General features: G+C 65.4%; 20 protein-coding genes. 3 read left to right on the top strand and 17 right to left on the bottom strand.

What is annotated here, in order from left to right:
• Window positions 1–133: 133 nt before the first annotated feature.
• Window positions 134–1,420 carry an MFS transporter gene (locus R4I43_RS24235; RefSeq protein ID WP_324267993.1) on the bottom strand — a complete coding sequence of 429 codons (1,287 nt, stop codon included), beginning with the start codon at window positions 1,418–1,420 and terminating at the stop codon, window positions 134–136.
• A 212-nt stretch (window positions 1,421–1,632) separates the two neighbouring features.
• On the opposite strand from R4I43_RS24235, the gene R4I43_RS24230 reads away from it, so the two are divergent.
• Window positions 1,633–2,304 carry a GntR family transcriptional regulator gene (locus R4I43_RS24230; RefSeq protein WP_324267992.1) on the top strand — a complete coding sequence of 224 codons (672 nt, stop codon included), beginning with the start codon at window positions 1,633–1,635 and terminating at the stop codon, window positions 2,302–2,304.
• An 83-nt stretch (window positions 2,305–2,387) separates the two neighbouring features.
• Here R4I43_RS24230 and R4I43_RS24225 read toward each other — a convergent pair whose 3' ends face one another.
• The 3 genes from R4I43_RS24225 to R4I43_RS24215 all read right to left on the bottom strand — a co-directional run bounded on the left by R4I43_RS24225 (window position 2,388) and on the right by R4I43_RS24215 (window position 5,561).
• Window positions 2,388–3,146 carry a polysaccharide deacetylase family protein gene (locus R4I43_RS24225; RefSeq protein ID WP_324267991.1) on the bottom strand — a complete coding sequence of 253 codons (759 nt, stop codon included), beginning with the start codon at window positions 3,144–3,146 and terminating at the stop codon, window positions 2,388–2,390.
• 91 nt (window positions 3,147–3,237) lie between these two features.
• Complete coding sequence (locus R4I43_RS24220) at window positions 3,238–4,383, bottom strand: C45 family peptidase (RefSeq protein WP_324267990.1); 1,146 nt, start codon at window positions 4,381–4,383, stop codon at window positions 3,238–3,240.
• A gap of 17 nt (window positions 4,384–4,400) precedes the next feature.
• Entirely contained in the window at window positions 4,401–5,561 is a 1,161-nt protein-coding gene (locus tag R4I43_RS24215) for a CaiB/BaiF CoA transferase family protein (protein WP_324267989.1), read from the bottom strand.
• Between the two features lie 62 nt (window positions 5,562–5,623).
• Between R4I43_RS24215 and R4I43_RS24210 the strand changes: the two genes are divergently transcribed.
• On the top strand, window positions 5,624–6,298 hold the full coding sequence (locus R4I43_RS24210) for a GntR family transcriptional regulator (protein ID WP_324267988.1): 675 nt from the start codon (window positions 5,624–5,626) through the stop codon (window positions 6,296–6,298).
• A gap of 68 nt (window positions 6,299–6,366) precedes the next feature.
• Here R4I43_RS24210 and R4I43_RS24205 read toward each other — a convergent pair whose 3' ends face one another.
• The 12 genes from R4I43_RS24205 to R4I43_RS24155 all read right to left on the bottom strand — a co-directional run bounded on the left by R4I43_RS24205 (window position 6,367) and on the right by R4I43_RS24155 (window position 18,956).
• On the bottom strand, window positions 6,367–7,107 hold the full coding sequence (locus R4I43_RS24205; protein WP_324268044.1) for an enoyl-CoA hydratase/isomerase family protein: 741 nt from the start codon (window positions 7,105–7,107) through the stop codon (window positions 6,367–6,369).
• A gap of 56 nt (window positions 7,108–7,163) precedes the next feature.
• Window positions 7,164–8,159, bottom strand: a complete 996-nt coding sequence (locus R4I43_RS24200) for a PDR/VanB family oxidoreductase (RefSeq protein ID WP_324267987.1) — start codon at window positions 8,157–8,159, stop codon at window positions 7,164–7,166.
• The gene (locus R4I43_RS24195) at window positions 8,156–9,295 is read right to left on the bottom strand and encodes an amidohydrolase family protein (protein ID WP_324267986.1); all 1,140 of its coding nucleotides are present in this window, start codon (window positions 9,293–9,295) and stop codon (window positions 8,156–8,158) included. Before R4I43_RS24195 ends, R4I43_RS24200 begins: the two co-directional genes overlap by 4 nt.
• Window positions 9,296–9,384: 89 nt before the next feature.
• Entirely contained in the window at window positions 9,385–9,738 is a 354-nt protein-coding gene (locus R4I43_RS24190) for a Rieske (2Fe-2S) protein (protein WP_324267985.1), read from the bottom strand.
• A complete protein-coding gene (locus tag R4I43_RS24185) occupies window positions 9,735–11,342 on the bottom strand; it encodes a class I adenylate-forming enzyme family protein (protein WP_324268043.1) in 1,608 nt (535 codons plus the stop codon). Before R4I43_RS24185 ends, R4I43_RS24190 begins: the two co-directional genes overlap by 4 nt.
• On the bottom strand, window positions 11,339–12,619 hold the full coding sequence (locus tag R4I43_RS24180; RefSeq protein WP_324267984.1) for an aminotransferase family protein: 1,281 nt from the start codon (window positions 12,617–12,619) through the stop codon (window positions 11,339–11,341). The genes R4I43_RS24185 and R4I43_RS24180 overlap by 4 nt, the downstream gene beginning before the upstream one ends.
• A gap of 576 nt (window positions 12,620–13,195) precedes the next feature.
• Window positions 13,196–13,603, bottom strand: a complete 408-nt coding sequence (locus tag R4I43_RS34415; RefSeq protein WP_407691304.1) for an amidohydrolase family protein — start codon at window positions 13,601–13,603, stop codon at window positions 13,196–13,198.
• Window positions 13,604–13,661: 58 nt separating this feature from the next.
• Window positions 13,662–14,579 (bottom strand): SDR family oxidoreductase, encoded by a 918-nt coding sequence (locus tag R4I43_RS24175; RefSeq protein ID WP_324267983.1) that lies wholly within the window; start codon window positions 14,577–14,579, stop codon window positions 13,662–13,664.
• Between the two features lie 174 nt (window positions 14,580–14,753).
• Window positions 14,754–15,221, bottom strand: coding sequence for a MarR family winged helix-turn-helix transcriptional regulator (locus R4I43_RS24170; RefSeq protein WP_324267982.1), 468 nt, complete (start codon window positions 15,219–15,221; stop codon window positions 14,754–14,756).
• Window positions 15,222–15,233: 12 nt separating this feature from the next.
• Window positions 15,234–16,295, bottom strand: a complete 1,062-nt coding sequence (locus R4I43_RS24165) for an alkene reductase (protein ID WP_324267981.1) — start codon at window positions 16,293–16,295, stop codon at window positions 15,234–15,236.
• A gap of 50 nt (window positions 16,296–16,345) precedes the next feature.
• A complete protein-coding gene (locus R4I43_RS24160; RefSeq protein ID WP_324267980.1) occupies window positions 16,346–17,251 on the bottom strand; it encodes an NADP-dependent oxidoreductase in 906 nt (301 codons plus the stop codon).
• A gap of 1,213 nt (window positions 17,252–18,464) precedes the next feature.
• Window positions 18,465–18,956, bottom strand: coding sequence for a hypothetical protein (locus R4I43_RS24155; RefSeq protein ID WP_324267979.1), 492 nt, complete (start codon window positions 18,954–18,956; stop codon window positions 18,465–18,467).
• 236 nt (window positions 18,957–19,192) lie between these two features.
• On the opposite strand from R4I43_RS24155, the gene R4I43_RS24150 reads away from it, so the two are divergent.
• The gene (locus R4I43_RS24150) at window positions 19,193–20,827 is read left to right on the top strand and encodes a transcriptional regulator (RefSeq protein ID WP_324267978.1); all 1,635 of its coding nucleotides are present in this window, start codon (window positions 19,193–19,195) and stop codon (window positions 20,825–20,827) included.
• A 162-nt stretch (window positions 20,828–20,989) separates the two neighbouring features.
• Here the strand turns inward: R4I43_RS24150 and R4I43_RS24145 are convergent, their stop codons facing one another.
• Entirely contained in the window at window positions 20,990–21,931 is a 942-nt protein-coding gene (locus R4I43_RS24145) for a hypothetical protein (RefSeq protein ID WP_324267977.1), read from the bottom strand.
• Between the last annotated feature and the right edge of the window lie 401 nt (window positions 21,932–22,332).

Genomic DNA, 22,332 nt, shown 5'->3' with positions numbered 1-22,332 from the left:
TGACGCCTTGGGTGTGGACCCAGGGCAGGTGTGTGCCGATGCTACCGCGTTCTACCTGTGCAATGTCAGGTGCGGACCGAGGCGGTCCGGACGGTGCGATCTGCACGTACAACCATGCTGACTGGTACGTCTTTCACTCACGAGCGTTGACCACCGACAGCGAGCCGGCCTCGGTAGCGGCCATGGAATTCCTACTCAGCCACAGCGCGGACAGCGAGATCGCGGCGGCAATGGCGGTGACAATGGCGATGGGCACCCAGGTGCCGAAACCAGCCATCAACGTCACGGCCAGCACCGGGCTAAGCCCGCCGGCGATCGCCTGGGCAAGCTGATACCCGAATGTCACGCCACTGTACCGAACATGCAAGGGGAAGAGCTCCGCCTGGAACGCGGCCTGCGGGCCGTAGGTGGCACTGGCGAAAGCCAGGGCGACAGCGACACCGAGGAAGATCAGTCCGGACGACCCCGTGCTGATCAACGGCCAGAAGGCGAAAGCCCAGACGCCGGTGCCGATCATCCCGACCACCATCGGAGCGCGCCGCCCGATCCGGTCGGAGAGGTAGCCGGAGGTCAGAATTAGCGGAATATAAAGGCACTGGGCAATCGTGGTGACCACAAGGAGGTCTCCCCGGTCCACACCCTGGCCAGCGGCATAGCTGACCATGTAGACCATGATCAGCGAGTAACTCACGGCGATGCAGATCGGCATCGCGGTGGCGATCAGTACCTGCCGGGGATAGTCACGGAACATTTCCACCATCGGAAGCTTCGTGACCTTGTTGGTCTCCTGGGCATGCTCGAACTCGGGCGATTCGTCAACGCTGCGCCGGATCCAGTAGCCGAAGGCCAGGAGCAGCACGCTCAGCACGAACGGGATGCGCCAGCCCCACGACTGGAACTGCTCATCGGTGACGACGGCGTTGATCAGCGCGAGGCATGCCGAGGCCAGCAGGAAACCAGCGGATGCGGCTGCGAGCGGGAAAGAACCGAACAGTCCCTTGCGATCATCCCGGCGGCTGTGCTCGAAGACCATGAGGACCGCGCCGCCGTACTCACCGCCCACACCGACACCTTGGACGAAGCGGATGATCACCAAGATGATCGGGGCGGCGATTCCGATCGACGAATACGTCGGGAGCAGGCCGGTAACGAGCGTGGCCACTCCCATCATGACCAGCGTGATCGTGAGGACTCGCTTGCGGCCGATCCTGTCACCAAAGTGTCCGAAGATCGCCGCGCCGAGAGGCCGCGCCACGAAACCGACGGCGAATGTCGACAGCGACGCGATCGACGCCACCGTCGGGCTGACATTCGGGAAGAACGCCTCGTTGATGACCAGTGTCGCGGCGGCGGCGTAGAGGAAGAAGTCGAACCACTCGATGAGTGTGCCGACGATGCTGGCGAAGAAGGCTTTCTTCATTCGCGCTCCAGTGATCAGAGATGGACAGGGAATGGCAAACGCTGAAACCTCGACGCAGGATGTCGTACTGTTGAACAGTACTACACTTTTGGTTGACCTGGAACCGTCGAAGCAAGAGCGTCACCACGCGCAGGCTGCTCAAGCGACCGTCAGGTGGGTGCGCGCCCATACCCAAGCGGCAATCAGCTGATCAAGTGCGCTACATTTCTGGAGTGACCTTGATAGAAGGGCAGAGTTTCCGCAGGACGACGACTGTTCAACAGCTCGCCGACTGGTTGGCCGAGCGGATCCTGTCGGGGGCGATAACACCAGGTCAGCGACTGCGCGAGTCCGCAGTGGCCGCGGAGTTGGGCGTCGCTCGAAACACCGTCCGGGAGGCAGTGCGAATCCTCGAGCTCGGCGGGCTCGTGCGTCACGAGGTGAACCGCGGAGCGGTGGCGGTCTCGCCAACTCCTGAAGTCCTCGATGATCTTTACGAATCCCGTGTCATCCTGGAGTGTACGGCGCTCCGTTCGGCCACCACCGAGCAGATCGGGCCAGTCGAAAAGGCTTACGCTCAGCTTCTCGAAGTGGCCGACTCGGGGAACGCCCACCGAATAGTGTCCGCTGATCTTGCCTTTCACGGCGCCATCATCGGCATGTTGAACAACAGCCGCGTTCTCTCCTTCTACGAGCAGTTGTCTCGCGAGCTGCATTTCTACCTGATGTATCTGGTCGTTCGCGATCGAGAGTTCGAACAGTCGTCCATTGTGGTCAGTGGCCACCGAACCATCATGGACGCGCTTCGAGCCGGGAACCTGGAGCAGGCTGCCGCCGAGGCCGCGAGCCACATCGAGCACAACAAGGCAAGAGTAAAGGCCCTGCTCGCTTCCGTCGTCAGCTGACCGCGGCCGTTCACCACCGCCCAATGGCGACCGTCGAAGGTGCCCCGCATGCCAGCGTGGCCGTCGATCCTGCCGGCGCGCTGTCACCCGGTCGCCGCCAGTGCTCGTGCCCGGAACGCCCGGCTGACGTGGAGACACGTCCGGAACTCGACTCCGAAGCCCTGGCACCGGTCAATGAACTCTTCCAACGCGAGCATTCGACCGCCTCTCCCGATGACCTGGGGATGCAGGGTGATGTTCGTGACGCCGTCCTCGATGTGCTCGGCCATGTAGCGGACCTCGTCGAGGAAACGCGCGAACATCGAGCGAGGGTCCTGCAGGCCGGGCATCACCATGCCGTTGAAACGGACATACTCCAGGTGGACATAGTCATCGAGAGTCCACGAAGCCGGGACCTCGACGACAGAGCTGCGCCGGCCCCACAGGTAAGGCCCGTCGTCCTGGTGCTGGTCCCCCACTCTGGCGTAGTAAGGCTCGTGATCGGTGCCCATCAGTGAAGAGTCGTACTCGATCGCGAGCTCCTCGAGCAGCTCCACGGTGTGCGGGCTGAAGTCGAAACTCGGTGTTCGGTGCCCGAGCGGACGGGTGCCGGTCAGTTTCTCGATCAGATCGGCCGACCGGTGCAGGACGCTCCGCTCGGTGTCCCGGTCGAGACTCGACACGGACTCGTGCAGGTAGCCGTGCAGCCCGATCTCGTGACCGGCCTCGTGGATCGCGGCGCACTGCTCCGGATAGGTTTCCAACGTGTGCCCGGGAACGAAGAAGGTCGTGATGATGCCGTGTCGATCGAGGAGACGCAGGATCCGGGCGATGGCGTAGGCGCAGAACTCTCCCCGCGACACTGGACCAGGGCTGACCAAGCCGCGAGCGGCCCACAACGAGATGGCGTCGAAGTCGAAAGTCAGGCACACACTTCCCTTGCTCGGCATGTGATCACGCCCCGACTGTGGTGGGTGCCAGATCGACCGCGAGACCGGCCTGATCGGTGTCGAAGATCGAGTCGAGCTCGATCCGGGTGTAGGAGTTCTCGCTCGGCGGTCCGGGCGCAATCCACATCGTGCGCAGGTCGAGATCGATGATCAGCGAGTACACCGTGCAGAACTTCGCGCTCTCCGGGACGTCGGGGTCCGGGTAGCGGCAGAGCCCGTCGGGATGCGAGTAGTCGTCGCGCAGTACGTTTGCGATGTCTTCGACTGTCACCATGTGGCGTTCCAGGGCCGGCTCGAGCAGATGGCGTACGTGCGCGGCCCGGAGCTGGGTCAGCGCGCTGCTGGTTGCCTTGAAGTCGTGCAGTGGGAGCCCGGTCTCGAAGTGGTTTGCGTGGGCGATGAGCCCATCGCGGGGCAAGAGGGTGCCGAACATGCCCGGTGCCAGCTCGAAGTTGATCGATTCGCCGCCGGCGTCGGCGATGAGCACATTCCCGGACGAAATGCGCTCGATGGGCAGCAAGCGCTTGTGCGCTTTCGACATCGTCATGGACTGGAGCGCCCCGCGCAGTAGGACATGCATCGGTACGCCGTCGCCGGCCTTGTCGCGGTCGGAGGCAAGTGCGTTGAAGCAGATGCCGATGCCGGCGGAGTTAAGCCCACTCTTGGCCAGCATGCCCGCCTCGGTCAGCGAAACGACTGAGAACCCGGAGGCATCCCTCGTCGCCAGCAGGAAGGTGACGTCTGCTTGCTCAGGGTGCCAATCCCAGTTCTGTGCGAGCAGCGTGTGACCGCTGGCGGTATAGCGGGGTAGCACGGACAGAGAGGTGCATCCACCATCGCCGTACTCCCTCCCGTACATGATCTCCGTGCGAGCGTTGAGTGCGCCCACCTCGTATGGTTGCCGTCCGGCGCCCTCTGCCAGACCCTCGAGCATGTCAGCGATGTTGGGGTCGTACTGTCGTGCTGCGTCGTGGAACTTCCGGCCCCACCGCACGATGTCGTCAGCGGATAGCCCTGCGTCCGCCCGGAACCGGTGGAAGTAGTTGTCGATGCTCTGCCCCACTAGGTCCGCCGTGCGTTCCCCCAACCTGCCCCCCATCTCGCGATAACTTCCTTCGACTGTGATCAACGGTGGCCGGGTGATCGTCATGTGCACACTCCTTGTTGTCAGCGGGAAACAGTCGAGCCGTTGTCTTCGGTGTCCGCGACGAGACCCAGCTCGGCGAGGATTTGAGCGGTGTGTTCGCCTAGCTCCGGAGGGGGCGTGAGAGGCGGCGGCAAAGCGGCGTCTCCGCCCCACGTCAAGGGCGCGGACACGAGGTTGACCTGCCCGCCGGAGACGGCCGTGGTCCGGAACAGCGCACTTGCCGCGGCATGCTCGCTGGCCAGCGCCTCGGCCGCGTCGAGAACAGGAGCAAACGGAATGTCTGCGTCGGCCAGCACGGACGACCACTCCTGGCTGCTCTTTGCTGTCATCGCCGCGGCGATGAGGTTCTCCTCATCCGGATACCCGAAATCCGTGCCGCCTACCTGCCACGTCCCGCGCGAGGCCAGGCTCGCCGGCAGATCGGTGAGCTCAACGAACCGCCGCCAAAACTTCTCCTCTATCGGACAGACGAGCAGCGGCAGATCGTCCGAGCAGGCGTACACCGCGTACCTGGGGCCAATCGCGCAGTGGTCCGGGAACGGTGCTTCGTCGTTGGCCAGCGAGGTCAGTTCGCGCCAGTTCCACCACATCGCGCAGTGCCACAGGGAGACGTGCACGCACTGTGCGTCGCCGCGCTCGCTTCGTCGCTGCAGGCCAGCCAATACGCCGAGCGCGGCGAAGACACCAGCGAGAGGTGCACCCACTGGCCGCCATCCGGGCCTGGTGAAGAAGCGGCGCCCGTCCTGGTTGAGTGGGACGGCGCCGGCGCGTGCGTCCACGTTCTGACCGTGTGCGGGCAGCGAACTCCATGGGCCCCTTGCCCCGTATCCACTGATCCCGCAGTAGACCAAGCTCGGGTTGTGCGTGGTGAGGGACGCGAAGTCCAGCGCCAGACGGCGCGCGCTCTCGGGCCTCGCGCCGACAATGACCGCATCAGCCCAGCGGGCGCAGGCGCCCACGATCTCCGGCCACCGGGCGGACCGGCTGTCGACGGCCAGGCTCCGTGTTCCGCTGTTCAACGCGACGTGCAAATCGCCGAGCCCGGCGATGGTAGCTCGCCGGTCGCGGTTGCCGTCTCCGGTGCCCGGACGTTCAACCTTGAGGACATCGGCGCCCAGCTCGGCGAGCAAATGCGCGGCCAGTGGCCCAGGCAGGTGCGTCGAGAAGTCGACGATACGCACGGTAGTCCCTCCGGAGTGGGGTGCGATAACAGCAAGTGATTAAGTGCGCTACACTTTGTGGTATGGCATTGATCGACGGGCTGAGCTTTCAGCGGACCACGACGGCTCAGCAGCTCGCCGACGCGCTGTCCGCCCGGGTCCTTTCTGGGGCGATAGCACCCGGCCAGCGGATGCGGGAGAGTGCGATCGCGGCCGAACTGGGGGTCGCGCGCAACACGGTCCGCGAGGCGGTCCGCATCCTCGAGATCGCGGGGCTGGTGCGACACGAGGTCAACCGTGGCGCCGTCGTGGTGTCCCCGACACCCGAGGCGATCGAGGAGCTCTACGCGTCCCGGGTCGTTCTGGAGACGGCGGCCATTCGGTGCGCCACCAGCCCGGATCAGCTCAAGCACGTGGAGACCGCTTACGTGAAACTGGTCGGCGTAGCCGACTCGAAGGATCCGAACCGAATCGTGTCGGCGGACCTGGGTTTTCACACGGCGATCGTCGGAATGCTGAACAACAGCCGTATTCAGGCGTTTTACGAGCAACTCGCTCGCGAGTTGCATTTCTACTTGATGCACCTGATAGCCCGCGACCACATCTTCGACGACCCAGCGGTCATCATCGGTGACCATCGCAGCATCATGGAGGCGCTGCGCGCCGGCGACCTCGAACTCGCGGCCACCGAAGCGACACATCACCTCGAACGCAACAAGGCGCGCGTCAAGCGGCTGCTCGCGGCGATAGACGACTGACCATCGGTCGCCGACGCTTTCCGGTGACCGCGGCTCGAGCACGAGTTCGCCGATGTGCATCGCGTGCCCTACCCCGACGCGGGGTTGAACGACGGCCAGAGGGGTGTGCGTCGTTCGACGAAGGCCGTGAGGCCCTCAGTCGCGTCCGCGCCGGTGTTCCCACGCAGCATCACCTCTCGGTCAAAGCGCGGGAGTAGTCGGTTCAGCGACCGCTTGAACAGCGCTCGCGAGTGCGGTGAGATCTCGGCGAGGGAATCGACGAAGCCGGTCGTGCGTTCCTCGAGCTGGTCGTGCCCGACGACCTCACTGATCATTCCGTACTGCAGAGCGGTGGCCGCGTCGATCTGCTCGGCGGTGAGTACCAGCTTCCGCGCTCGTGCGAGTCCTATGTGTACACCGAGCCGCTCGGCGACGAACGGGTCGGCGAGGCCGACCTTTCCCTCGGCTGCAGCAAAGGTGGCCCGGTCCGACACCATTGAGTAGTCAGCCGCCAGCACGATGCCGAGCCCGCCAGCCTGGCAGACCCCGTTGACCATCGCGACCACGGTCTTCGACGAGGTCTCGATCGCGTCGAAGAGCCGGAGGGCGGCCTCGGCGTACTGGTGGACGACGTCGATGCCGCTCTGGCGTCCCTGCTGGCGAGCCGCGAGGATCTCCTTGAGGTCGCCGCCCGTGGTGAAAGCCCGGCCTGTTCCTCCGATCACGATGGTGTCGATCGTGTCGTCGGCGGAGGCGTGCAGGATGCGCTCGGCGAGCTCCCGATACACGCCCAGTGACATGCAGTTGAGTTTCTCGGGCCGAGAGAACATCATCCATTCAGCTCGGCCTGTGCGTCTGGTGTCCACGTCGTGTTACCACCTCTCGATCAGGCATCGAGTTCGATCTCGGGACCAAGGGCTCTGGACACGCAGATCATCATGTAGTCTCCGGCCGCCTGCTCTGCCGGTGTTAGAACGCTGTCCCGATGGTCCGGCGTACCCGACAGAACGCGGGTCTCGCAGGTCCCGCATGTTCCCTCCCGGCACGACGACGGCGCGTCGATGCGGTGCCGCACCATGGCATCCAAAATGGACTCAGCAGGCTCGACCTCCACGCGCACCCCCGAGGTTTTCAAGTGGACGGTGATGGGCTTGTCGGCGACGTCGTCGCCGAGGCCCACCGGTGCAAAGCGCTCCAGGTGAAGCATGTCCGGGGGCCAGCCCGAGGCGCGCTGTTCGACCGCCTGCAACAGGCCTTCCGGGCCGCAGCAATACACCTGCGTCCCCGGGGCGAGCGCCCCGAGGATCGCGTCGAGGTCGAGCACTCCTTCGCAGTCCTGAGCCACCAGGTGCACGCGGTGTGTGCCGTATTCGCGCAGCACGTCCGCGAAGGAGAACGACGCCGCATCTCGAGCCCCGTAATGAAGGTCCCATTCCGCTCCGGCTCGGTCGGCCTCAGCGAGCATCGGAATGAACGGGGTAATCCCGATCCCTCCGGCCACGAACACGTACCGTCTGGCGTTGGCCAGGGGGAAGTTGTTACGCGGTGCGCGAACCTCGAGTACGTCACCAACCTCGAGCTCGTCGTGTACGTAGCTTGATCCGCCCCGGCTGTCGGGTTCGCGGAGCACGGCGATGCGCCAAGCGAACGCGTCGTCGACCGGCCCGCACAGCGAGTACTGCCGCTCCAGCCCGGATGGCAACATGAGCGTGACGTGGGCACCCGCCGTCCACGCTGGCAGTCGAGGGCCTGTCGACGCCAGGGTCACTCCCACAACATCCCGGGAGAGGAACTGCTTGTGCGCCACCCGCAGGCGCAGGACCGTCCGGTCCTGCTGCCCGCGGGCACCCTGGACGGAGCCGGCCCGTTCCAGCCCCGTCATGCCCGCCCCGTGGTGGAGGCACGGACCAGTCCCGCACGGGTGGTCGTGCCCGCTTGCTTGAGGTTGAAGAACGACCACGGGTTGGTGCGGAACATGCTGTCGCGGATGGCGAGCGGGACCCGCTCCGCCGCCTTGACCGGGTCGTCGGTGTCCCAGTGCGGGTAGTCGCTGCTGAACATCAGCAGCTTGTCGGCGTGGATCAGCTCGAGCATCTTCTCCAGCTGAGAAGCTCGGCGTGGTTCGTACATGGGTTGGCTGGTGACCCGGACGCGTTCGACGACGTACTCGCTGGGGGGTCGCTTCACCCACGGGATCTCGTCCCGGGTCGCCTTCCACTTCTGATCCATCCGCCACATGATCTCGAGTAGCCAGGCGTAGCCAGACTCGATCATGACGAAGTTCAGGCCGGGAAAGCGCTCGAACACGCCCTCGGCGACCAGGCTGACCAGGTTGCTCTGGCTGGGCTGGGAGAACATGGTGTGGTACTCGAAGTAGTACGACGGCGCACCGCCGGCGAACATCGAGCCGTTGATCCCGGCCGATTCCCCACCCGGGTGCGTCGAGATGGGCAGGCCGTAGGCCTCTGCGGCCTCGTAGATCGGGTAGTAGTGCCGCTTTCCGAGTGTGCAGCCGTCGATGCTCGGAATGTAGACGGCGACGAAGCGTGGGTCGGCGCCCCACCGCTCGATTTCCTTGGCGGCCTTGAGCGGGTCTCGCGGGCCGACGACGATGGAGCCGACGAACCTCGGGTCCACCGGAAGCCACTCGCTGGCCTGCCACTCGTTGATGGCGGTGGCCAGTACCGCGGCCAGGTCGGCATCGGCAAACCCACCGAGCTGCAGCCCGGGGCCGGGGCTGAGCACGGCCGCGCCCAGGTCGTTCCGGTCGAGAAGGTCGGTCACCATGTATTCCGGGTCGGATCCCGGCGGTCCGCCGTCCGGCGGGATCGCGTCGGGGCGCATCGTCCCCTTCGTGTTGGCGTAATGGGCCTGGGGCAGATTGATCTCGTTGCCGTTGATCGTGCGGCCCCACGTGGTGCGCGAGTCGAGGTTGAGCCGCCGGGCCCAGGCTTTCGGCAGGTACGGACGCAGGCTGCGGATCCCGTCCTTGGCGTTCGGGTGGACGTCGGAATCCACCCCCCAGCTACTGGGTAGCTCGAGCGTGGTCGGCGCACTCACTTCCGTGGTGGACATGAGATTCTCCAGATGTGATCGGCGGTGGGTGTTCAGAGTCTTATGTGGACCCAGTCGTCCTGGATCACGACCTCGTAGAAGGTCGCCTTGAGCCGCTTGTCGGTCAGGCACCGCCCATCTGTCAGATCGAACTCCCAGTGGTGCCACGGGCAGGTCACGACACCGTTCTCGTATCCGAGTTCGATCTCGTGCGGGGCGTCGGAGACCGTGGTCTTCGTGATGGTTCCGGCGCTGAGCGGGCCCGCGAGGTGCGGACAGCGGTCCGCCATTGCGACATAGCGCTCACCGGAGCGGACGACGCCGATCGGCCCCGACTCGTGACTGACGATAATGCGCCGGCCGTCCTCGAATTCCGAGGTCGGTGCCACCTTGATCAGACTGCTCATGGCTGTGCTCCTACGGTGTCTCCTTCGGCCATCCAGCCCTGCGCCGGGCCCCGCGCGAAGCGCTCCTCGAGACGCAACCGTTCCACTTTGCCGGTGACGTTCCGCGGGAACTCCTCGATGCCGATGAAGCGGAAATGCTTGGGCAGCTTGTACCGGGCGAGGCGAGGTGCGCAGAACTCGATGAGCTCCTCGGCCGTCACGTCACCGTCCGCTGCGAGGTACGCGGCTGGCACCTCGCTCCACTTTTCGTCAGGCACCTTGATGACCGACGCCTCGAGCACCTTCGGGTGGTCCAGCAGAACCTGCTCGACCTCGGAAGGGTAGATGCTCTCCCCGCCGCTCTTGATCATGTACTTGAGTCGGCCGAGGTAGTCGTAGGTTCCGTCCGCGTGCAACCGGACGGTGTCGCCTGTGTGGTACCAGCCGCCTGCCGTGCACTCGCGGGTCGCCTGCTCGTTGTTCCAGTACCCGCTGAACATCGTGGCGGTCCGGATGAGCATTTCACCTTCGCCCTTGGGCGGCACGTCCTGACCGTCCTGGTCGACGACGCGGATCTGGCAGAACGTGCTCTGGTCCTTGCTTAGCACGGTCGGATCGGCTCCCGGCGGGATGAACGAGCTTGCGCCGGGGAGGGTGCCTACCTCGGTGGTGCCGAAGGTGTTGAAGTACGAGGCACCGAGCGCGTCGGTAATGTTCGAGATCGACTCCAGGGGTGAAAGGTCGGCCATGGTTCCGACGTACTTCACCGGCTTGCGGGGCCTGGGATCGGCGCGCAGCGCGTCGGTCATCCGATCCAGGATGCCGGGCATGATCAGTAGCCAGCCCACGCGTTCGCGCGTGAGGAAGTCGACGATGAGGTCCGTGTCGAACTTCGCCAGTAGGAGCACTTTGCCGCCCAGCGCATGCGTCAGCAGAAGATAGTCCGAGCACGCCATGTGGAACATCGGCGACCATGCGACGTAGTTGTCCTCCGGTTCGAGCCGCATCTCCGTAGACATGATGCTGGCGCGGGCCAGCAGCGAGCGGTGCGACAGCGCGGCACCCTTCGGAATACCGGTGGTGCCGCTGGTGTAGATGATCAGCATCACCTGCTCGGGGTCGACCTCGACGCCAGGGTTCGCGGACTCGGCGTGCGCAAGCGCCGGAGTCAGCGCCGCCCGGCCGTCATCCGCGGTCGCGCGGGCCAGCTCGATCACTCGAGGCCGCCGATCCTCCGGCAGACGCGCGACCGCGTCGAGGGCGAGATCGCGGTACTGATCCGACACGAACAGCAGGTCGGGCTCGGTGACGGTCATCGACGCGGCGAGTTCCGGGGCCCGCAGCCGCCAGTTCAACCCTGCCAGCGGCGTGCCGACCTTGGCCGCCGCGTACATCAATGCCAGGTAATCCAGCGAGTTCTCCGAGAGAACCCCGATCGGGGTCTCCTGGGTGGTTCCTAGGTCGAGCAGCTTCCAGGCCGCCTGGTTGGCCATCAGGTTGAGCTCGGCGAAGGTGAAGTCGTGGCCCTCGTACTCCACGGCCACTCGGGCCGGTGTGATTCGCGCTCGCGTCTCGAGAACGTCGCCGTAGGTGATTCCGGCCGCACGAGACAATGTGGACCTCACGTCTTGCGAGAACACAGTGCTCCCTTCTGAAAGTCCGATACTTCCGGGATGACAGGGGCAACGCGGGCGGTGCTGTAGTGGTCGAGCGCCGACCGCATGGTTGCCGCGAGGAGTTCGATCTCGGGTTCGGTGACGACGAAAGGCGGGCTGATCTGCAGGGTGTTGCCGTGAATGACACGGGTCATGAGTCCGGACTCGCTGCAGAGGTCCGCCACCGCCGCGGCGTCGGCGTCCGCGTTCAGCTCGACGCCCGCAAGCAGCCCGCAACCCGCGCGCACCTCGCGGACCAGTGGGTGGGTCCGCAGCGAGCCCACCTCGGAGACCAGTACTTCCTCCAGCTTCGCCGCCCGCGTTACGAGCGCCTCGTCCACGATGACGTCGATGTTCGCCTCGGCCACGGCGCACGCGGTGGCGTGTCCCGAGTAGGTCAGGCCGTGCCGGAAGATCGGGGCGTCCTTCCCGGTGAAGAACCGATCGGCCACGCGTGGTGCGACGGCGATCCCGCCGAGCGGCGCATAGCCGGAGGTGATGCCCTTGGCCATCGTCATGATGTCCGGCGACAGCTGCCAGCGCTCGCTGGCGAACATACGGCCGGTACGGCCGAACCCGGTGATCACCTCATCGATGATCAGGAGGATGTCGTTGGCACGGGCGAACTCTTCGAGGCCCTCCAGGTACCCTTGCTCAGGGCCGTGGACACCGCCAGTGCCCAGCACGGGTTCGGTAATGATCGCGGCGATGTTCTCGCAGCCGATCTGCTCCATGACCTCGATCGCGCCGTCTAGCCCGTGCGTGGGGATCCGGGCGCACTCGGGAACCAGCGATGAGGTGCCGTACCCCGTGCGGTTGTAAGTCAACCCGCCGATACTGGTGCCGAATGCGTGCAACCCGTGATAGGCGCGTTCGCGGCTGACCACAATGCGCTTCTGCGGACGCCCCTCGAGCTGCCAATGCAGGCGGGCGAGTTTGCAAGCCGCCTCGATCGAGTCGGACCCGCCACTGGTCAGGAAGATCTTCGAGCCCGCCACGGGCACCATCTCGGCGAGCCGGTCCGCCAGTCGCAGTGCGGGCTCGTTCGCCGACCGCCCGAAGACGTGGTAGGTCTCCAAGCTCGTCATCTGCGCCCGAGCAGCGTCCGCGAGCCGCTGCCGACCGTGCCCGATGTTGGCGTGCCACAAACCGGCCGTCCCGTCCAGCAGGCGGTCGCCGGTGGACGTCGTCAACCAGGCACCGTCACCGTGCACCACCGTCAGCCGCTCTCGCTGCACGGTCGGCATGTGCGCCTGAGCGCTCCACAGCGCTCCTCCTGTACCCATGACACCTCCAACTGTTCTACAGTTGGACTGTAGCGCACTTTTGTTGTCGAGTACAGCGATCGCGTGCGTTTAACGAGCTCGTTGCGTGCGCGCCGCAAAGGCTCTGAGAACGCGCCCCTTTTACTCACGACTGTTGAGCAGGAGATCTCTCGCTGCTATCGGAGTACGTCCGAACTCTGCGCCCTAGCTTCGTGGACTTTCCAATCAGAGGCGCCTGATCCTTCGCGTGCTCAGGAGACTTCCAACGCCCCGGTGCCGTGGGCGACACGGCGATCCACAATGGTCGCTCCCACTGTCAGCTCCCTGACGCGTGCGGGTGCCACGGTGAGCAGATCGTCGTTGAGGGTCACGAAATCGGCGAGTATGCCGCGGGCAAGGGGTTTCTTGTTTTTTCGTCGTGCACCGCGTGGGCCGAGCCGATCGTGGACGCGCGTAGCGCCGCCTGCGCAGTCACTGCCTCGTGCGGACCGATCGGCACACCCGAGACGGTCTGTCGGTTCGCCATGTGGTGAATACTGAGGAGGGGATCGGGAGCGATCACGGGGAATCCGTCGGCCCGGTAACTCCACCCCGGCGCCCACGAACGACCGCATCCGGTAGGCCAGTTGCCCCTAACCGGCCCAGCGCCGCCAGCAAGCCGTCACCGATCTCCGAAAGGAAGCGTCCTTGTGGCACTAGACTCAGGCCGAGCGCCGCGATTCGAGCGACCTGTACCTCGCTCGTCACCGCGGCGTGCTCGATGCGACGGCGCACATTGGCACGCGGGTGTAGCCTCCGCGCCTCCTGATAGGAGTCGAGAACGATGCCCAGGGCGTTATCCCCAATGGCGTGCGCAGCGATCTGGCAACGTAATTGGGCAGTACTAGCGGTCGTTCGCCTGGGCGGAGCGGCGCGACGTGTGCACGTGCGGAGTGCGTGATGCGTGCTGTGCGGATCTCCAGCCACGGGCCGGACGTCGTGGAGGTCGTCGACATCCCCGGCCTGTCATCCTCCTAGGAGGTCTTCATCGATGTGCAGCGCCTAGTTCGTCGGTGAATCGGGCGAGGGCGTCCTCGGCCGTGGGGACGGGGCCGAACAGCTGCTCCTGGCGGTGGGGGTCGGCGACGTAGCGGCCGGTGTCGAACCAGTGGAACATCGCCGCCATGTCCTTGAGCAGGGGCATGAAGCGGCCGGTGACGGCTCCTGCGGCGCGGGCGAGGGCGGACGGAACGGCCCACACCTTGATCTTCTTTCCGGCTCTGGTGCTCATTCGGTCGGCCACCTCGCGCATGCTGACCGGGCGGTCCCAGCCGATGTCGATGCGCTCACCGTCGTCGGCCTCGGCGTCGACTGCGGCTGCCAGGTACGACGCGAGATCGGAGGTGTGGACGAAGGTCAGCGGGACGGTGGGCTTGCCTATCCACATCAGGCGGCCCTTGTCGATCGGGTTGCCCGCCATGCTCGCGATCTGGTCGAGGAAAGCGCCCGGGCGCAGTGCGAGGAAAGGCACGCCGAGCTGTTCGAGTTCGTCCTCGGCGAGCTTCTTGTGCCAGAAGTGGGGAACATCGGGCGTCTGGTCGCTGGTGAGGATGCTGGTCAGCACGAACCTTCGGATGCCGGTGCGGTGGGCGGCCTCGGCGAGGTTGGCGTTGCCGACGGTGTCGATGTCGTGCGCGTTCTTGGCGCCGCGGGTGTAGCCGGCGGCGGTTGTGATGACGGCATCGGCGCCGTTCATGGCGGCGACGAGCGAGTCGCGGTCGAGCATGTCGCCGCGGGCGATCTCCACGCCCCGGCTTTCGAGCCGGCTGGCGTCGCTGGTGGGCCTCACCAGGGCGCGGACTTTCTTGCCGCGCTTGAGCAGTTCGTCGACGACCTTGTCTCCCAGGGAGCCGGTCGCCCCGACGACGAGGACAGGGAGGGTGGTTGAGTCGGTGGCAGGCATGGCGGTCTCACTTTCCATGAGGTCAGAATCAAAGGGCTTGGGGGCGATTCGTGGTGCGGGTCGCTGTCGGGCAGCAGGAACGTGCCGAGTCCGAAGGCAGTTGGGGCGGGCGGTGATACGGCTGCTGCCGGAGGCGGCTGCGGTGCATACCGACGGTGTCTAGCCCGGTCCGCATTACGTGGACTCTTCTTGCGAAAGCGCGCGGCTGTTGATCGCCTCGATGATGGAGTAGGCGATGTCGACGAAGGACTCCGCCTGCTGCGCCGACAGGTTCCGTGCGCTGGTTTCCTCCAAGGTCTGCCAGAGGGCTGCGATGGGTTCGCGCATGGCGCGGCCCTTGTCGGTGAGGTGGACCACCATGACGCGGCGGTCGTGTGTGGCTGGCTCGCGCACGAGCAGGCCGGCGTCCTGCATGCGGCGCAGGGACTTGGAGACGGTCGAGTGGTCCAGGCCGACGCTTTCGAGCAGCTCGGACTGGGTCTGGCCGTCCCGGTCCAAGAGCTGCATCAGCAGCAGTTCCTGTCCGGGATGCAGGTCCATCTCGCGGAGCAGGGCGGCGGCGTAGGCGCGGTGGGCACGGGCGAGCTGGAAGATCGCGTAGCTTATCGGCCCGTTGCCGGCCGTCGTGGGGATGTCGGGCATAGTCCGGGTTCCTCAGCCTGTGCAGGTGGGGTAGTCGGTGTAGCCGGCCGCTCCGCCGCCGTAGAAGGTGGCCGGGTCGGGGGCGTTCAGCTCCGCGCCGGCGCGGAGCCGCTCGACCAGGTCCGGATTGGCAAGCGCGAAGGCTCCGACGGAGACCAAGTCTGTTGTGCCGTTGGCGATGTCCTGGGCACGGGTGGGTATATCAGTACCGCCCCGGTTGAGGATCAGCGTGGTCGGCCATTGCGTGCGCAGGGTGTCCAGCCAGGCCTCCTCGCCCGCGTGCATCACGTGGAGGTAGGCCAGGCCCAACGGGCGCAGCGCATGCAGGAGCGCTGGATACAGCTCGGCGGTGTCGGACTCGGCGATGTCGTTGTAGGGGTTGCCGGGCGAGATGCGTAGGCCGGTGCGCTCCGCGCCGATCTCGTCGGCCACTGCGGCGGTGACCTCGACGGCGAAACGGATGCGATTGTCGAGGGAGCCACCGTAGCGGTCGATGCGTTGGTTTGTGTTGACAGATAGAAACTGGTGCACCAAGTAGCCGTTGGCGCCGTGGATCTCAACGCCGTCAGCGCCCGCAACGACGGCGGCCGCCGCAGCGCGCCGGAAGTCGTTGACAGTCGCGGCGACCTCCTGCGTCGATAGCGCACGGGGCTCAGGCATCTCCCGGGGTCCGGACGCGGTGAACATCATGCCCTCGGGGCGGATCGCCGACGGGGCGACCGGCTGGCGCCCGTGAGAGGTGTTGTCGGGGTGTGAGATCCGTCCGACGTGCATCAACTGGATGACGATCCGGCCGCCAGCCGCGTGCACGGCGTCAATGACCCTGCGCCATCCAGCAATCTGCTCGTCATTGTGGATGCCGGGAGTGAGGAGGTATCCCTGGCCGTCGGCGGAGGGCTGGGTTCCCTCAGTGATGATCAGCGCATGCGAGGCCCGTTGGGCGTAATACTCGGCGTTCAGCTCGGTCGGGACGCCTTCCGGCGTGGTGCGGTTACGGGTCATGGGGGCCATGACCAGGCGGTGCGGGACGGATATGCCGCCGACGATGGTCGGCGTCCACAAGGCATTCAGCATGAAGGTCCTTCGGTACGGCGATGGCCGGGTGGTCACCGGAGAATGGGCGGTCAGCCGACGGTGAGCACGAGCTTGCCTCGCACGTGCCCGGCGTCGCTGACTTGCTGCGCGGTGGCGGCCTGGTCGAGCGGGTAGGTGGTGACGGTGGTTACGAGCTTGCCGGTCGCGGCGTCCTGAGCCAGGGCGGCCAGGCGGTCGGCCGAGGCCTTCGCTCGTCCACTGGAGAAGGTGATGCCGAGCTGCTGCGCACCGAAATCGGCGATCGTGACGATGCGCTCGGTGCCGCCCCGCAGAGTGATGGAGTCCTCCAGGGCGCCCTTCCCGGCCAGGTCGAACACTGCGTCCACACCGTCAGGGGCGAGTGTCCTCACCCGCTCGACCAAGCCCTCGCCGTACGCGGTCGCGGTGGCGCCGAGCGAGGCGAGGTAGTCCTGGTTGGAGGAGCTTGCGGTGGCGATGACTCGTGCTCCGCGGGCCGTGGCGAGCTGGACCGCCACGGTTCCGACCCCTCCGGATGCGCCGTGCATCAGCACGGTCTCTCCCGCGGTGACACCCAGCAGGTTCAGAACCCGCTCGGCCGTCTCACTCGCCACCGGCAGCGCGGCCGCATCCTGCCACTCCAGGTCGGCGGGCTTGGGTGCCGCGATGGTGGTCAGCGCGTACTCGGCGTACGCCCCGGTGTCCGACCAACCCAGCACTCCGTCGCCCACTTGCACGTTGGTCACGCCCTCACCCAGGGCGTCCACTACGCCGGCGAGCTCGCCACCGGGCACGGCGGGGAAGGTCGTCGGGTAGACGGCCTCCAGCAACCCGGAGCGGATCTTGCCGTCAAGCGCGTTCACTCCGGCCGCCTTCACGCGGACACGGACCTGCCCGGGGCCGGGCTGAGGTACCGCGATATCCGCCTCGCGCAGCACATCCGGGCCGCCGAAACGATCGAAAACCATGGCTTTCACAACAGCTCCTCACGTTGCGCCACACATTAGGTGGCTGGACACGTAACCAAGGTAGCAGCAGTTACGTGGCTAGCCAAGTAATGGTCGCAAGGGTCCCAGAGTCTGCTCGACGCCCTGGGGGATGGCGAATGTGATCCGGCCTTATCAGAGAAGATCAGCACTCGGTTCAAGGTCCGGCTGGATTGACAAAGGCGATGGATCTTGGTTCCACCATCGCAATGGCTGCCTTTACAAGTGAAGGTCTACGATCTGTCGGGGCGAGACGCCGCCCTCTTCGCGCTCTTCGTCGGCGTTGTGAGGCTCAAGCCAGAGTTCGGGCGTCCCATCCGGCACATCCCAACGGGCACCGAGCTTCACGAAGCCGCTTCTTGCCCTCACGTATCCCTCGCCTGTGACCTCCCGGACCGCTCGGCTGAGCGTCTCCGTCTACGAGCCCGGTGTTCAGGGCATCACGTCGTTTCCACCGGAGCCATGCTCGCGCGGTCGATGCGTCAACTGCGGATCAGTCGGTCTGAATGGTCGGACCAGGTGGGGATCGCACATTAAGCACGCTCGGGCGCGGGCGACTTGCGTCCACCATCCTCGTACCTTTAGTGCTCATTTGACCAGCGAAGACGTCGGCTCAGGAGTAGTGAGGGGCAAGGAGGTGAGGGTTCAAAATCCCGGCGTCCCAGTGGTGGAGCCGAGGCGATTAACGCTCGTAGCGCCGAGGGCCTCAGTGGAAAGATAAACGTTGTGGACGGTCGCGAGCTCGAGCGCGGCGGTTAGCAAGCGCGCTACTGCGGGTCGCGGATCACTGCCAGTCGCCATTAGTCGGCGTACGTCGGTGATTGCGGTGTCGACTTCTTCGAGTGCCGCCCAGTCTTGGTGGACTGTCTGCGCTCGTTTCCGGGCTCGGCGTGCTCGCTGACGACAGGTTGGTCCGTGGTAGCGGGCGGGGCGACCGAGTGGGGACGGCGGTGGTAGTGGTTCGCCGCAGCCTTGGCATGTGGGCATGGAATTCAACTCCGTCGGTTGTGCCGTTGGAGTGCCTAGAGCCGCCTGAGGCCTTCCAACACAGCGCGTAAGACGCCGAGCGGAGGCTGCGTTGATGCCCAGCTGTCGCCGCGGTCCGGAGCGTCGATGCGGGGCAGGCGTTGTGTCGGCAAGTCCGGGGCGAGATCGCCTGCCCAGGCGGTTCTGTGTCCGCACTGGCCACGGCTCGTCTTGGTGATCACAGTTGGGGTTGAGTTCGGGGCTGCTCGCCGGCGTCTATGTGAACCGGAGCTTGCTCGCGGATCAACCCGGCAAGTTGGTCGAGCGTGGCGGCGAGCGCGTCACGTTCCCGCTGGTCATAGGTGCCTTGTGGGAGGTAGTGTGCCGCGTCGTCGAGCAGCCACTGGGCTTTCCGGAGTACGACCGCGAGCTTGCTGTCGTCGGATGCTTCTGAGTCGTGCGCAGTGGGGACGGTGCCGGTATCTGTCGCGGCGGTGAGTCGGAGAAGGCACGCGGCGCACGGTGCGCAAGCAGGTGCCTTCTCGACGGTCACGGGCTCCCCGGGCCCCGCGGCCAGCTCGAGGTTTGCAGGATCGAACTTCAGCCGGCACCAGGACTGAACCGCGGTGTTGGTGCTGGTCGGTGCGGCGCAGTGGGCAACGCGAAGGGACTCGACCACTACGCCGGGGCGGTACTGGAACCAGATGGCCTGGTCTGCTGATGCGTTCACTCGTGATCTCCGTTCGAGGGGTGGCCGTGGCCAGGCATGGAGGTGCGCCTGGCCACGGCCGGCATCCGGCGGCGGTCGGGGAGTGGTTGCGCAACGCCGCCGGAGGGTTTTCGTGACCGTTTGTGAGCGGTCCATGTCAGACTGAAATCATGCTGACATCAGCTCCCAGTCAGCGGAACGACGCCAAGGCGACGTACGCGTGACATAGCGGGAGCGGCTGTGGGGAAGGGGTTGCAATGCAGACGGCGCGCACGGTTCTAGAGCAGAAGATCTGGGAGCGGCGGCAGACGTTGCAGGAGTTCACGGAGTGGGCCGAGGCGTTCGCGCGCGAGCACAACGAGCCAGGAACGTTGAGCGTCCGCCACCTGCAGCGCCTCGTCGCCGGACAGACGGCGAGCGGAAAGCCGGTCGGACGACCTCGACCGGCGACGATGAGGTTGCTCGAAGCCATCTTCGGCGTGGGCATCGATGTGCTGTTGACTCCGCCAGAGCGTGATACCGCGCCTGAGGGCGCTTACACCTCGCGGCAACCTTTCCTCAACGTTGAAGCAGCGCCGACGAGTGCGCGGCGGGAAACAACACCGGCAGTTCAAACCCCTGATGCGCGGGTGGACATGGCGCAGTCTTTCGCGTGGCTTGATGCCCGAAGCGGGTGGAGCCCTGATACGACGCGACGGAAGGTGACGTCCCGCCTGGCCTCTTTGACCGCCGACGAAGTGCTCGACGGACCCGCGCGGCGCCGCAAGGTCGGCCGGAGCGAGATCGCCAGAGCAGTAGCTGACTATTACGGGACCGCGGAGACCGGGCACCACTTCTACAACGCCACCTGCGGCGACTCCGAGATCCGCACGAGCGTTCTAACCTGTGACCGCTGGCTCGACCTCGGATGTCGGCTCGGCAGAGGGAATGACAAGGTCGCACTGCGCACCGACAAATCGGTCGCTCAACAGGTTGTCACGTCAGACCGAGCGATTGATCGGCTCGCCGAAGCCACGGCACAGGGGATTCGGATGGCGAACATGCCCCTCTACCGGCTGCTGCACCTGGAGGCCCGGACAGGCGCGATCTCAGCCGAGGTCGGGACGGTGCCGTTCATCGAGTACGCGGTCTCAATGGATCTTCTCGAGAATGAGCTGATCGATGCTCTTGCCGCCGGTGAACCAGACCAACTCCCGCTGCGAGACCACTACCTGCCGAACCTCGACTCCGCCCTCAATCTCTCCGGGCGGCTGTGCGCAGGGGGAGTGCTCGCGCTCTGCGCTATCGCACGCCCGAAAGACCCGTATCGCCGCGAGCGTGACTTCGCGATCGTGGTTCAACAACGGTCGAGCCACGTACTCAACGCTGCGCAGAGGCTCTCGGTGATCCCGAAGGGATTCCATCAGCCAATGACAGACCTGCACGCGGATGCCCAGCTGACCTCGACGCTCCTGCGGGAGATGGAAGAGGAGCTCTTCGGCCGGACCGACGTCGACAACACCGTGGAGGGCACTTGCGCAGCGGCCCCACTGCATCCAGGACGCATGTCTGAGCCGATGCGCTGGCTCATGGCGGACCCGTCCCGGGTACGCATGGAGTGCACCGGATTCGGCCTGAACCTCGTAAGCGGCAACTACGAGTTCGCGTGCCTCCTGGTCATCGAGGACGACGAGTTCTGGACCCGCTACGGCGGAGAAATCGAGGCGAACTGGGAAGCGTCAGGGCTCCGCTTGTACTCCAGCCTTGACCAGCGTCTCATCAGTGATCTGATAGAGGATGACTTGTGGAGCAATGAAGGCGTTTTCGCGCTCGTCCAGGGCATACGCCGTTTGCGCGAGAGCAGCGACAGGCGGAATAAACTACCCATGCTAAAGGTCAAGGTCGGAGATTGATACCAAACTGCAGCCGCCGTCGCTGATTAGACTATGGTCCGGTTCCCAGGGATCAATGCGTCTCGATGTCCGGCACCAATGGCTAGGTGGTATATCAATGTTGGAGCGCCGTGTGGGCGGTCCGAAACAGACTACGTTCTCAGGTGATTCGGCAGCTCCAACTCATCGACCCTTTCTGACGATTGTGGTGATCTGTTCGCCTTCGGCCAAGGTCAGTGGGTGTGTGGAGGTTTCGAAGGTGACTTGGTCTCGGGCGACCAATACGAATGGGACAGTTCCCTCGTTGTTGGTGATGCCGAGGGCGTTGGCGAGATTGCGGCCATGGAGGTCGAGGGCGGCTTCAGAGAGCGCGGTGAGGTCGATGAGGGCCGCGCGTGCACGGGTCCAGCCGGTGATGGCGACGCCGGCCCCGATCACCGCCGAGGGCCACCACACGGCACCGAGGAGGAGATATGGCCAAGCCCAAGTCGCTGTGGCTACTGCGGCGGCGAATGCCGCGTTGGCGGCGGTGATCTCGGTGCGTACCGTGTCCGGAAAGACGAGCCACAAACGCGGCCAAGCGAAGGTCAGATCTAAGCCGTAGCGATGGAGCGCGATCTGTTCGAGTGAATGGATACGATCGCCCATCCACGTCGGGCGACCGGGCTCGCTCCCGGAAATGTCGGTGACGCGTTCCGCGGCAGTGTTGATCTCCTGCTGTTGCTCGGGCGTGCGCGACGAAGCTGGATACCTCTGCTCGAGAGTCCGACGGTGTTGGACGCGACGATGCCAGCGCCGGCGTCGGCGGGCCACTCGCCACCGCTGCACCAGTGTGAGGAAGCGCGGCCAGGAGCCGAGATAGAGCACACGCGTCGGCCCGGCAAGAGCTTGTGTGACCAGACCGACGCCAGAGGATGCGAGCAGCACACTCGCAACCACCATTAACTGAAACCCGAGAGACTGGTGGGAGAAGTAGCTGGCAGCCTCGGTCCCGACTTGCGTCAGCTTCGCGTGGTCGAGTGCGTGCCACTGTCCTAAACGGACGCCGAGCCATACGACCATGGTGAACAGAGCGCCAGGAAGGACTAGAAGGGCCACCCAGCGCTCGGCCAGCTTCTTGGCCAACTCCGAAAAAAACGAGCCCACGAGTACTCTACCGCCGACTCATCGCGCGGCCGGTCAGTAGGCAGCGGGGAATCGGCCCAGCCGGCAGAGTGGTGTCCACCCGATCACACGACCCGTCCGGGCAACCGAAGGACTCCTCATTGGCCTGGCCGCTACTGAGGCCGGGTACCCCGCCGCTAAGCATCTGACGCGTCTCTTCGTGGCTCGTGCCCTGCAACTGACTGAGCAGCTCCACGATCGGGCGCCTGGCCTGGGCCTCAGCTTCAATCTTGGCCAACAACCGCTGTTTGGAGTCGGGGTGAAGGGCACACTCGGCGCGCAACTCAGTCAGCTGAACACAGACCATCGTCAGCGCCTGCCGCTCGCCTTGATCCACTAAGTCTTCCCTCTCGACAGCCGCG

The organism is Saccharopolyspora mangrovi (assembly GCF_035320975.1).
Taxonomy (GTDB): Bacteria; Actinomycetota; Actinomycetes; order Mycobacteriales; family Pseudonocardiaceae; genus Saccharopolyspora; species Saccharopolyspora mangrovi.
This window is presented reverse-complemented; position numbering and strand designations above follow the sequence as displayed.